Source organism: Streptomyces sp. CA-243310 (assembly GCF_050936775.1).
GTDB lineage: Bacteria > Actinomycetota > Actinomycetes > Streptomycetales > Streptomycetaceae > Streptomyces.
Genome location: NZ_JBNJMF010000002.1, coordinates 2921875 through 2934269, shown reverse-complemented (window position 1 = coordinate 2934269; position 12395 = coordinate 2921875). Strand labels below are relative to the sequence as shown.

Sequence of the window (12395 nt, the reverse complement as noted above, 5' to 3'; positions counted from 1 at the left end):
CAGTCCGGGGCGCACTTCGTTCCGGTGCTGTTGCAGAGCTGATGCTTCCGATACCGCTTTAAGGTGTCCATATGACAGACACAGCGGGCGATACGGCGGGCGATGCGGCGGGCGAGCCTGCGGGCGAGCCTGAGGGAAAGCCCACATCGGCTTCCCGGACGACCCTCAGCCACATCATGACCGCGAACGACACCAACCTGCTCGGCACGGTGCACGGTGGCGTGATCATGAAACTGGTCGACGACGCCGCCGGCGCCGTGGCCGGCCGGCACTCCGGCGGTCCCGCCGTGACCGCCTCCATGGACGAGATGGCCTTCCTCGCGCCGGTACGCGTCGGGGACCTGGTCCACGTCCGGGCCCAGTGCAACTGGACCGGCCGCTCCTCCATGGAGATCGGCGTACGGGTCCTCGCGGAGCGGTGGAACGAGTCCACGCCCGCCACCCAGGTCGGCAGCGCCTACCTGGTCTTCGCGGCCGTCGACGCCGAGGGCAAGCCCCGCACCGTCCCGCCGGTGCTCCCGGAGACGGAACAGGACGAGCGCCGCTACCAGGAGGCGCAGATCCGGCGCACCCACCGGCTGGCCCGGCGGCAGGCCATCACGGAGCTGCGCGCGCGCCGCGCCGCCGAGGGCCTCGACGAGTGACGTCCGCCACCACCCGGGCGCGCTCCCGGGCGTGACCGCCCCCGGCGACCCGGGCGGCCGGGGCACCCCCGCCCCCGGCCTCCGGTGCTACTGGCCCGGCTTCGCGCAGACCACCTGGTCACCGGTGACCACCGCCGTCGCCCCGCCCTGGTACGGGTCCTCCGCCCGGACCGGCACCACCTTCTTGTAGTCCGCACCCGCGATCACCAGCACCGTCCGTCCCTGCCCGGCGACCGCCCGCAGTTCGCTCCCGGGCAGTGCGGTCGACACGGTGCGGGCCGAGCGGTCCCAGCGGGGGTCGTACGACACGACCGTGCGCTTGACCTCCCGGCTGGCGCCGTTGCCCGGGGCCCGGGTGGTGTCGAAGCCGGTGGCCCGCAGGCCCTCGTCGACCCGCCCGCCGAGCCCGTCGATCCGGGTTCCGTTCTCCACCTGGACCCGGATCTGCCCCGGTGGCACGTCCACCGCCACCGCGGGCTGCCGGGCGGGGCGACCCGGGCGGACGGGCTGCAGCGGCTGGTCCCGGCGCACCGAGTCGAAGAGCTTCGCCGCCTTCGCCTCGTCCCACTTCACGGTCGAGCCGATGCCCTTGACGCTGTACGAGGGGTCGCCGACCGGCACCGAGGCGAACTCCGAGGACGAGGGCGTGAACTCGCGCATCGCCTGCCCCAGGGCCAGCATCTGTTCCGAGCCGAACCCCTCGTCCGCCCGGACCGAGCCCAGCAGGGTCGAGCTGACCTCCTTGAACTTCACCGGGTTCAGCAGCACCCCGCCGCCGGTGGCCTGCTTGATCAGCGCGGCGACGAACCGCTGCTGGCGCTGCATCCGGCCCAGGTCGGAGGCGCCGTCCACATGGCGCGAGCGCACGTACTGCAGGGCCTGCCCGCCGGTCAGCCGGTGCGTGCCGGGCAGCAGGTCCAGGCCGGTGTTGGCGTCGCGCATGGTCTTCGCCGTACAGATGTCCACGCCGCCCATCGCGTCGACGGTCCTCATGAAGCTGGTGAAGTCGACCTCCAGGTAGTGGTCGATCTTCACCCGCGTCATGTTCTCGACGGTGCGGACGGTCAGGTTGGGGCCGCCCTCCGCGTAGGCCGCGTTGAGCTTCACCCCGTGCGCCTTGTGGGCCTGGCCGGTGGTCAGGTCCCGGTGGGCGGGGACCTCGGCGTAGCTGTCCCGGGGGAGGCTGATCACGCTGGCGCGTTCACGGTCGGCGGACAGGTGCACCAGCATGATCGTGTCGGTGCAGTGGCACGGGGCGCCGCCGAGGCGGTACTCCCGCTTCTCCTCCGGGGTGATCTTCTCCCGGCCGTCGGTGCCGACCAGCAGGAAGTTCACCCCGTGCCCGGCCTGGGGGCGGTTCTTCATGTCCTTGAACGGGTCGACCCGTTCGATCCCGGTGTCCAAGCCCGTCATCACGGCGTGTCCGACCGCCCCGGAGCCGAGCACCACGATCGACACCCCTGCCGCGAGCCGCACGCCCCACCGGGGCTTGTCCCTACGCCGGCGCGCCGGACCACCGCCACCGCGACGCGACGTGCGCTGCGACTGCCGTGGCCTGGCGGGACGGGTGGGGCGGTGCGGCTGGGGCACGGGGGACACCTCCGCGGGGACGACCGGAACGGCTGGGGCTGCCGGGGCTTGTGTGGTGAAAAGTCCGCCAAGTGGAGATAGGGACCGATTTGGCAGATCGTCAGAACAGTAGGCCCATACGATCAACATCTGTCCGTACCGCCCGTCCGCCGCGCACCCGGTTCCCCCGTACGCGGTAACGTGACACCGATACCCGACCTTGAAGGACCACATGCCCGCCCAGCAGCCCGCAGTCTCGGTGATCATGCCGGTGCTCGACGAGGAGCGCCATCTGCGCGACTCCGTCCGCCACATCCTCGGACAGGAGTACGCAGGCGAGATGGAGGTGGTGATCGCGCTCGGGCCGTCCAAGGACCGCACCGACGAGATCGCCGCCGAGCTCGTACGCGAGACCGCCTCCCACCCCCGAGCGCGCGTACACACCGTCCCGAACCCCACCGGCCGCACCCCCGCCGCCCTCAACGCCGCCATCAAGGCCTCGCGCCACCCCATCGTGGTGCGCGTCGACGGCCACGGCATGCTCTCCCCGAACTACATCGCCACCGCGGTCCGCCTCCTGGAGGAGACCGGCGCGCAGAACGTCGGCGGCATCATGCACGCCGAGGGCGAGAACGCCTGGGAGGACGCCGTCGCCGCGGCGATGACCTCGAAGATCGGCGTCGGGAACGCGGCGTTCCACACCGGCGGCGAGGCCGGCCCGGCCGAGACCGTCTACCTGGGCGTCTTCCGCCGGGAGGCCCTGGAACAGCAGGGCGGATACAACGAGGAGTTCATCCGCGCCCAGGACTGGGAGCTGAACTTCCGCATCCGCGAGGCCGGCGGGCTCATCTGGTTCTCGCCCGAGCTGAAGGTCCAGTACCGCCCGAGGCCCTCCGTGCGGGCCCTCGCCAAGCAGTACAAGGACTACGGGCGCTGGCGCCACGTCGTGGCCCGCTACCACTCGGGCTCCATCAACCTGCGCTACCTCGCCCCGCCGACGGCCGTCTGCGCCATCGCGGCCGGCGTGGTCGCCGGCGTGGCCGTCACGCCCTGGGCCTTCGTGGTCCCGGCGGGCTACCTCGCGGCGATCGTCGCGGGCTCCCTGCCGGCCGGCAAGGGGCTCTCGCTCAAGGCGCGGGCGCAGATCCCCGTCGCCCTCGCCACCATGCACATGTGCTGGGGCTTCGGCTTCCTGACCAGCCCGCGGGCCCTCGCGAACAAGGTCATCGCGAGCCGCCGCCCGTCGGTGCGCCGGGACACCACCGAAGTCTGAGCCGAACCGGCCCACCGGAACCCGAAAAGGGGTGACCCGGTCCCTCGCGGACCGGGTCACCCCTTTTCCGTGCCGCCGCCCCGCTCGCGCGGGGCGGCACGGTCTCACCAGCGGTACGGCTTGTACACGTCCATGCAGGCATCGCTGTCCGAGCCGTTGATCGCCTCGGCCGATTCCGGGACCGCCCCGGCCTCCGGCGGCGCCTGCCGCGGGTACGCGGCGCCCTCGCGCCAGTCGGCGCCCACGATCACGGTGATCCGCGACACCTCGGCCGACAGCTGGACCGACGTGTCGGGGACGCCCAGCGCGGCCGCGACGCTCCGCGCCTCGTCCGCCAGGTCCGCACTCGGGTAGCGGATCACGGTGGCCTTCTCCGGGGTGAGCCCGGACGCCGCCTTGGCGGCGGTGAAGCCCTTGCCCACCAGCGCCTGCGCGACGGCCGTGGCCCGCCCGTTGACCAGCGGCATGCCGGCGCCCGTGCCGTTGACCACGGACACGATGACCTTGTCGGGCGCGGTCACCGGAGCCTTCGAGGGCTCCTGGCCCGGCGAGGCCGGAGGCGACGCGGGACCGGACGGCTGCGCGCCCTCGGGGGCCTGCGGGGCGCCGTTCTTGTCGAAGGGCACGTCCTTGCGGACCATCGTCCACAGCTTGTCGGCGTCCGTCGGGTTCACGACCAGCCGGTCGACGTCCAGCGGGTCCTGGAGCGTGGGCATCGTCGTCATCGTGATGCGGTTGGTCGGGACGTTCTTGAGCTGCATCGCCAGGGAGCCCAGCTTCTTGACCGAGCCGATCTCCTCGGACACCTCCAACGCCTTGGTCGCCGCCTCGGCCAGCGCCGTGATCCGACCGACGTCGGTGAACGCGTTCTGCCCCTTCAACTCGCGCATCATCGAGTTCATGTACATGTGCTGCGCCTGGGCCCGGCCGAGGTCGCTGCTGAAGGCGTGCCGGGTGCGCAGCCACTGGAGCGCCTGCTCGCCCTTGACCTTCGTCTTGCCGGCCTTGAGCTTGAGGCCCGAGCCGCCGCCGGCGGTGGGCAGGGGCCGGTCCCAGACGTTGTTCTTCACGCAGACCTCGACGCCGCCGATCGCGTCGGCCATCTGCACCACACCGGAGAAGTCGATCGTCATCCAGTGGTCGATGTAGATGTTGGTCAGCTTCTCCCAGGTGGCGAGGGTGCAGCCCGGACCCCCGCGCCCGAGGGTCTCGTTGATCATCGCGTTGGTCTTCTTGAACTTCTCGCCGGTCTTCGGATCCGTGCACTCCGGTATGTCCACCCGGGTGTCACGCGGGACGCTGACCACCGAGGCGTGCTGCCGGTCGGCGGACACGTGCAGGAGCATCTGCACGTCGGCGAGCGGGGGAGCGCCGACGCTGTCGCGGTGGCCGCCGAGTTCGAGGTTCTCCGGCTTGTTCCGGCTGTCGGAACCGAGGAGCAGGATGTTCAGCGGGCGCTGCCCGTCGGCGTTCGCCTCGGATCTCTCCACGCCGCTCTCGCCGCTCAGCCGCTGGCCACTGCGGATGTTGCCGTCGAGGTGGCGGTAGTACAGGTAGCCGGCCGCGGCGGTCGCGAGGATCAGGAACGCCAGGACCGCGGCCACCCAGAACAGCACGCGCCGTCTGCGGCGCCGGACGGGGGACCGGTGGCCCGGGCCCCGGGAACCACCCGAGCCGGACCGGGGCGGGGGCACGCTGCCGCCCGAGGCTCCCGAACCGCCGGGTATGCCGCCGACGGCCTGGTCGGGCGCCCCCTCCCCACGCACGCTGCTGTGCCCCACGTGTACCCCCCCTATAGATCACTGCTGGTCGGTGTGATGCCGCCGGTGCCACCGACCGTCGCCACCCGCCTCGCGCGGCGGTGCGTGTCAGTCGGTACGTGTCCGTTTGTGTCCGTGCGCCGGCGAACGGCCGCCGATCGCGGCCGTTCGCCGGAGTGTGCCCCCGTGCCCGCGCCCTACTTGGCGCAGACCGCCTTGTCCGCCTCCACCCGCTGGAGACCCTCGGGCGCCTTCTGGGGCGCGGCCGCGGTCAACGGGGACCCCGCTTCCTTGAAGTCGGAACCGAGCGTGAGCTTCATCGGGGTCTTGTCCCCGGAGTTCGCCGTGCCCACCTTCAACGCCGAGGCGGACAGCCCCATCATGTCCGCCAACGCCCGCGCCTGGTCGGCCTGGTCGGGCGCGTACTCCAGCTGGGTGGTGGCCACCTTCGACGGGGCGTTGCCGCGATTGGCGGCCTTGTTCACGCCCTTGCTGTTCTGCAGCCAGTTCAGCGTGGTCTGCGCCGAACCGGAGGGGCCGCCACCGTTGAAGACGTCCACCCGGACGTCCCCGGCGGGCGAGCGGGCGCCCTGGAGCTGGGCGTCCTCCTTGGTCTTGGCCTCCTTGTCGGCGGCAGCCTTCGCCGCCTCGACCTCCGTGAGCGAGACGTCCCCCCGGATCATCTCCAACAGGGGTTTGGCGACCGAGCTGTTGAGCACGACCGTCGCCTTGCGGTTCGCCGGTTCGGCCGGGTTGTCGAGCACCGGCAAGGTGGTGAAGGTGATGTTCTTCAGGTCGATGTTCTTCAACTCGCCGGCCAGCGAGGTGAGTTGCTTGATGCCGCCGATGCCCTGGTCCACGCTCAGCGACTTGGTGGCCGCCTCCGCGAGGGAGAAGAACTTCTTCGGGCTGGTCAGCGTCTCCTTGGACTTCATCTCGCGCATCATCGAGCCGAGGAACTGCTGCTGCGTCTGGATGCGGTCCAGGTCGCTCTCGTTGCCGAAGGCGTGCCGGGTCCGTACGAAGGCCAGCGCCTGCTCGCCCTGCAAACGGTGTTCGCCCGCCTTGAGGTTGAGCTTGGAGTCCTTGTCGTTGACGTCCTTCTCCACGCACACCGGAACGCCGCCGACGGCCGTGCTCAGGTTCTTCACGGCGTTGAAGTCGACCATCATGAAGTGGTCGACCGGGATGCCGGTCAGGTTCTTGACCGTGCTCATCGTGCAACCCGGGTCGCGGCCCGACTGCCCCAGGCTGGTGTTGAAACGGGTGCCCTTCTCGGCGGGCACCTGCTTGACCGAACCGTCCGGCTGCTGCGCACTGCAGGCCGGGATGTCGGTGATCAGGTCGCGCGGGATGGACAACGCGGTCGCGTTGGAACGGTCCTTCGACACGTGGAAGAGGATCGTGGTGTCGGCGTGCCCGACGCTGCCCGAGTCCCCGTAGCCCTCGTTGCCCGCGCCGCTGCGCTTGTCGGTGCCGATGACCAGGATGTTGATCGCGCGGCCCTTGCTGAAGGTGCCCGAACTCGCGCCGGGGGTGTTGATGACGTTGATGTTGCCGTTCAGGTGCTGGTAGTAGAGGTACCCCGCCAGCGAGCCGCCGAGCAGCAGGAACGCCAGCGTGCCGCCGGTGATCGCGAGCCGCTTCTTGCGCTTGCTCGGGCCCCTGCCGCCGGCCTTGCGGGAACGCCCGCCGCGTCGACCGCCGGGCGGCCCGTCGCCGCGGCGCGGCTTCGGGACTCCGGGTGTCGCGGGGGTGCCTGTTCCCGGTGGGGCGGGACGGGTCGTACGGGATCTGCGGGGGGTGGCGACGGAAGGCTTCTGTTGCTGCGCAACGGAATCGCCCAGTCGCAGTTCGTAGTTGCCGGTGCGAGGGTTGAGAACCCACTGGTCTGCGGGGTCGATCTCGTCTGCCCGCCCACGGCTTTGCGCATCCACGGTTGCTCGAATCCTCCGTCGGTGCCTCGCGATGCGCCTCCCCCAAGGCGCACGGTCAACGTCCGGCTGCTGGTGCAAGGCCTCTTTGCTGGCCGGTGCACCGGATCGCTCACCCTATCCGGCCAGGTCAACCGCAAACCATGCCGGTGACGAATTCCACTCCCCTTATAACGCCGCAAATCGCCCAACCGGCCTGGTTCGGGGCCGGCCTTTGGGATTGCTTTACCGGCAGTTCGCGGCGTCCGCGGTGGTTCCCGTGAACGTGGGGACGGGTGAGGGGCCCGTGCCGGTTGCGCTGGGGCGGGGTTCGGGGGACGCCGTTCGGGTGTGCGAGGTGCGCTCGTTGCGCTCCCGCTCCTCCATCGGTGGCGGCGGAGTCACCTTCAGGGGCTTGTCCGCGCGCAGTTGTCCGAACAGTCGGCCGGCCTCGGGTTGTATCAGTTCGTCACGATTGGGATTGGAAGGATACGGTCGGCGCGGAACCGTGAGGAACGCTATGTGTTCGGTCGGTATGTTCCTTACGCCCCGCACGAGTTCGTACAGCCCCCGCAGTGACGCGAGCCCCGGGTCCGTGGTCACCGAGGACGTCGCCGCGTTCAGCACCGGGTAGAGCCGGGCCGGATTCAGCAGCACCCCGTTGCTCTGCACCTTGTTCACCAGCGAACCGAGGAACTGCTGCTGCCGCTCCATCCGGTCGGTGTCGCTGCCGTTGCCCAGGCTGTGGCGGGCCCGCACGAAACCGAGGGCCTGCTCGCCCCGGAGCAGATTCCGGCCGGCCGGCAGCCTCAGCTTGGCCTCCGTGTCGTTCACCGGCCGCCCGAGACAGACCTCCACCCCGCCGACGGCGTCCACCATCTGCTTGAAGCCGCTGAAGTCCACCACCATGTGGTGGTCGATCCGGATCCCGGTGAGCTTCTCGACCGTACGGATCGTGCAGGCGGCGCCGCCCCACTCGAACGCCCAGTTGAACTGCGCGAACTGTTCGCGGGTGCGTTGCCCGTCCCCCTTGAGGCAACTCGGCACGTCCGTCATCAGGTCCCGGGGGATCGAGACCGCCGCCGCGCTCTTCCGGTCGGCCGGCAGGTGCAGCAGGATCACGGTGTCCGAGCGCTGGGTGCCGCGATCCGGCCCGTACTTCGCGTTCCCCTTGCCGGAGCGCGAGTCCGAGCCGATCAGCAGGATGTTCTGGGAGCCGTTCGCGAGGTGCGTCGGGCGCTCCCGCTCGTACCGCTCCAGCTCGGCGGCGGCGGAGGTGTCCTCGGTGATGTTCCCGTCGAGCTTGTGGTAGATCCACCAGCCGCCGGCCGCCCCCGCGAGCACCAGCACGGCCACCCCCAGCCCGGCCCCGCGCAGCAGTCGGCGCCGGCGGCCGTGCGGGGGCTTCCTGGGCCCCCCGGCCGCGCCGGTGCCGCCCGGTATGCCTGCGCTGTCCGTCACTGGCGTTCCGTCCCCTCGCCGTACCGGGAGGCCGCACGGGTGGATGTGGCCTGAGCCGATCCTGCCCCCGACTCGCCGAGGCGGCCCGGGGGCGACCCCCTGTAAAGGGCCGAACGGGTGACAAATCGCTCGATGTGGTGAGGGTGCGGCCCGAGTGAGGGGGCCGCACCGCGTCGAGGGGCCCGGAAGGAGAGACGGGACCAGGGCGGCGCGGGAGGCTCAGACGGTGTGGGTGACCCGCTCGCTCTCCACCCGCTGCGCCAGCCCGTCAGGCGAGAGCCGGTCCAGGTTCCGGCACAGCACCACGGACCCGCCCGAGGCCAGCGGCGCGAAGAGACCGGCCGACAACCCCTCCCAGGTGTCGTGACCCAGACCGGACAGCACCCGGGAACCCTCTCCGAGCCCGAGCTTGACCGCGTCCTCTCGGGCGCGCGCGACGAGGGCCGCGTACGAGAGCTCCTCGCCGCCCACCACCAGCCCCGGACCGTCGGCGTCCACGGGCTGGAACGGGGCGAACCGGTCGCCCTGCCCCGGAACCTCCACCGCGTAGTCCGCGAACCCGGCGGGCGGCTGCGGGAACCTGCCGCCCAGCGGGCGCAGGGCGAGCGCGACCCGCTCCCCACCACACGCGGAGGCCTCCTCCAGCGTGTCGGGACCGGTCACGACGAGGTCCGCGGCGGCCGGATCCCCGCCCACCTCCGCGACCACCCCGACGGAGGCGCAGGCGAGCAGCCACACGGCGCCCTGCCAGTGCGCGGGAAGCAGCAGCGCGAGCCGATCGCCGGGCTCCGCGCCCAGGTCGCCCTGGAGAAGATTGGCGGTCTTGGCCACCCAATTGGCGAAGGTGGCGACGGACAATTCGACGCGCTCGCCCGTCGCGTCGTCGTAGAAGGTGACGAGCGGGCGGCCCGGATCGGCGGCGAGCGCGGATCGCAGCAGGTCGGCAGGGGTGCGGTCAGTGGCGTTCACCCGGCACAGGGTACGCGGCGCCCTCGTCCGTACGGCGGCCCCGGACTCCCTCGTACGGGGGAGGGGTATCGGCTTCGTGCCGGACGGGGCGTCAGTTCTCCGATGGCGCCGGGCGGTGAGTGCGCCGAGCATCCTTTCATGCGTGCATTCCTTGCTTCCTCGATCGGCGTCGCGACGGCCGCCGCGCTGGCCATGCCGCTCGCGCTTCCCACTCCCGCCCTGGCCACTCCCGCCCTGGCCACCCCCTCCGTCGGAGCGGTCGCCCCCGTGGACCCCGCGGGGTCCACCCAGTCACTGCGACTCGTCCCGCTGGGCCCGACCGCGGACCGCGCCACCGGCACCCCCGGCATGAGCACCGCCCCGCGCCTCCCCGAGGCACGGGGCCTGACCACTCGGGAGGTCAAGACGTTCTCGCTGGTCGGTGTCGTCTGGGACGACGCGAGCACCCAACTCCTGGGCCGGGTGCAGGTCCGCACCCGCTCCGTGAGGACGTCCGCCTGGTCCGACTGGCAGGACGTCGAGACCCACAACAGCGAACACGCCGCCGACCCCGACGCCGCGGAACGCGGATCCGGCCGCGTGCGCGGCAGCACCGCCCCCCTGTGGGTCGGCGAGTCCGACGGCATCGAGGTCCGCGTCCAGGCCGAGACCGGCGCCACCACCACCCGCGCCCCGTCCCGCCTCCCCTCCGGGATGCGGATCGAACTCGTCGACCCGGGCGTACGGACGCCGCCGCTCACCGTCGACGGGAAGAACGCCGGCCCGAAGGACGACGACCCGGACGAGGACCCCGAGGGCGACGACAAGGGCGAACCCGTCCTCCTCCCCGGCATGACCATGGAGATGGCCGAGTCCTCCTCCGCCAACGTCCCGCTCGCCCCGATCGGCGCCAACGAGATCACCGCACTCAACAAGGCCGACTCCACCGCCGACGCCGTCCTGGCCGACGAGTCCCTCGCCGCCGCGGGACGCCCGTACATCGGGCCGCGCCCCCGCATCGTCACCCGAAAGGGCTGGGGCGCGGACGAGGGCCTGCGCGAGAAGGGCTTCGTCTACACCAACACCGTCAAGGCCGCCTTCGTCCACCACACCGCCTCCGGCAACAACTACGCCTGCAAGGACGCGCCGGCGGTCCTGCGCAGCCTGTACCGCTACCACGTGGTCAGCAGTGGCTGGCGCGACATCGGCTACAACTTCGCCGTCGACAAGTGCGGCACCGTCTACGAGGGCCGGGCGGGCGGCGTCGCCAAGCCGGTGCTCGGGGCCCACACCATGGGCTTCAACACCGACAGCATGGGCATCGCGGTGATCGGCTCGTACACCTCCACGACCCCACCGGCCGCCTCGGTCAGCGCGGTCGCCCGGCTCACGGCCTGGAAGCTGGGCCTCTTCGGGGCGGACCCGCGGGCGAAGGCCACCCTGAAGTCGGGCGGCGGCAACCTGTACGCCAAGGGCCGCAACGTCAAGCTCAACGTCATCTCGGGCCACCGCGACGGCTTCGCCACGGAATGCCCGGGCCGCCTCCTCTACGGCCAACTCCCCCCGGCCCGCACCTCCGCGGCCAAACTCCAGGGCCGCTGACCCACCGGGGCCCGGCGGGGCCCGGCCATTCCAGCCTCGCCGGCGTTTGAGGCGCGGGGTCCGGGGCGGAGCCCCGAAAGCCCGGCGCAGCCGGGGCCGGGGAGACCGCGAACGGCCCGGCCCCGCCCCACCCCCCACCCGGCTACGCTCAAAGGCATGGCCGGCCGCTTCGACCCCCTCACCCGCACCGCGATCCGCGGCGGCCGCACCGACGTGCCCGCGGGCCGGGGCCACCCGGCGGGGGAGTCGACCGAAGCCCGGAGCCGGGTATGGGTCCCCGAGGGACCCGTCGACCTGGGGCTCACCCTCGGCCCCCTCCGGCGCGGCCCCGCCGACCCCACCTTCCGCACCACCCCCGACGGCTCGGTGTGGAAGACCAGCCGGACCCCCGACGGGCCCGCCACCCTCCGCGTCGCCGGCGCCGACGGCAAGGTCGGCGCCGAGGCCTGGGGGCCGGGCGCCGACTGGGTCCTGGACCGGCTGCCCGAACTCCTCGGCGCCGCCGACGACCCCGCCGCCTTCGTGCCCCGGCACCGGCTCGTGCACGCCAGCCACCGCCGTCGTCCCGGACTGCGCCTGACCCGGACCGGGCTGGTCCTGGAGTCGCTGATCCCCACCGTCCTGGAGCAGAAGGTCACCACCGACGAGGCCTACCGCGCCTGGCGCCGGCTGGTCCGCCGCCACGGCGAGCCCGCCCCCGGCCCGCGCCCGGACCTGTACGTGATGCCGACGGCCCGCGTCTGGGCCATGATCCCGTCCTGGGACTGGCACACGGCCGGCGTCGACTCGAAGCGTTCGGCCACCATCGTCCGCGCCGCCCGGGTCGCGAACCGGCTGGAGGAGGCCGTCGCCATGGACCTCGCCGCGGCGACCCGACGGCTGGAGGCCGTACCCGGCATCGGCCCGTGGACCTCCGCCGAGACCCTCCAGCGCAGCAACGGCGCCGCCGACGCGGTCACCACCGGGGACCTCCACCTGCCGGGCATCGTCGGGTACGCCCTCGCCGGGGACCGGGACGCGGACGACGCGGCCATGCTGGAGCTCCTCGCCCCGTACGAGGGTCAGCGGCATCGCGCGGCCCGCCTCATCCTGCTGGCCGGCCGCGTCCCGCCCCGCCGCACGCCGAAGATGCCGCGCACGGACATCGGCCGCCTCTGACCCCACACCCGGGGCAGGGCACCACACCCGGGGCAGGGCACCACACCCGGGGCAGGCGCCTCGCCCC

At 72.2% G+C, this 12395-nt stretch carries 9 protein-coding genes; 4 read left to right on the top strand and 5 right to left on the bottom strand.

The window, feature by feature from the left end:
* The first annotated feature begins 71 nt into the window (after nucleotides 1-71).
* Complete coding sequence (locus ACQEVM_RS30790; RefSeq protein WP_433084391.1) at nucleotides 72-644, top strand: acyl-CoA thioesterase; 573 nt, start codon at nucleotides 72-74, stop codon at nucleotides 642-644.
* A gap of 87 nt (nucleotides 645-731) precedes the next feature.
* Here the strand turns inward: ACQEVM_RS30790 and ACQEVM_RS30785 are convergent, their stop codons facing one another.
* Nucleotides 732-2120, bottom strand: coding sequence for an LCP family protein (locus ACQEVM_RS30785; RefSeq protein ID WP_433084389.1), 1389 nt, complete (start codon nucleotides 2118-2120; stop codon nucleotides 732-734).
* A gap of 325 nt (nucleotides 2121-2445) precedes the next feature.
* Between ACQEVM_RS30785 and ACQEVM_RS30780 the strand changes: the two genes are divergently transcribed.
* Complete coding sequence (locus ACQEVM_RS30780) at nucleotides 2446-3486, top strand: glycosyltransferase family 2 protein (protein WP_433084387.1); 1041 nt, start codon at nucleotides 2446-2448, stop codon at nucleotides 3484-3486.
* Between the two features lie 104 nt (nucleotides 3487-3590).
* Here ACQEVM_RS30780 and ACQEVM_RS30775 read toward each other — a convergent pair whose 3' ends face one another.
* From ACQEVM_RS30775 to ACQEVM_RS30760, 4 genes are all read right to left on the bottom strand, one after another.
* The gene (locus tag ACQEVM_RS30775) at nucleotides 3591-5267 is read right to left on the bottom strand and encodes an LCP family protein (RefSeq protein ID WP_433084385.1); all 1677 of its coding nucleotides are present in this window, start codon (nucleotides 5265-5267) and stop codon (nucleotides 3591-3593) included.
* A gap of 176 nt (nucleotides 5268-5443) precedes the next feature.
* Nucleotides 5444-7183: an LCP family protein gene (locus ACQEVM_RS30770; protein ID WP_433084383.1), complete on the bottom strand. Its 1740-nt coding sequence runs from the start codon at nucleotides 7181-7183 to the stop codon at nucleotides 5444-5446.
* Between the two features lie 222 nt (nucleotides 7184-7405).
* Complete coding sequence (locus tag ACQEVM_RS30765) at nucleotides 7406-8620, bottom strand: LCP family protein (protein ID WP_433084381.1); 1215 nt, start codon at nucleotides 8618-8620, stop codon at nucleotides 7406-7408.
* Nucleotides 8621-8839: 219 nt separating this feature from the next.
* Nucleotides 8840-9589, bottom strand: a complete 750-nt coding sequence (locus ACQEVM_RS30760) for a TIGR03089 family protein (RefSeq protein WP_433084379.1) — start codon at nucleotides 9587-9589, stop codon at nucleotides 8840-8842.
* Nucleotides 9590-9727: 138 nt separating this feature from the next.
* Here ACQEVM_RS30760 and ACQEVM_RS30755 point away from each other — a divergent pair, with 138 nt between their 5' ends.
* Both ACQEVM_RS30755 and ACQEVM_RS30750 read left to right on the top strand, forming a co-directional pair.
* Nucleotides 9728-11170, top strand: coding sequence for a peptidoglycan recognition protein family protein (locus ACQEVM_RS30755; RefSeq protein WP_433084377.1), 1443 nt, complete (start codon nucleotides 9728-9730; stop codon nucleotides 11168-11170).
* Between the two features lie 156 nt (nucleotides 11171-11326).
* Nucleotides 11327-12328 (top strand): DNA-3-methyladenine glycosylase family protein, encoded by a 1002-nt coding sequence (locus tag ACQEVM_RS30750; RefSeq protein WP_433084375.1) that lies wholly within the window; start codon nucleotides 11327-11329, stop codon nucleotides 12326-12328.
* The last annotated feature ends 67 nt before the right edge of the window (nucleotides 12329-12395 follow it).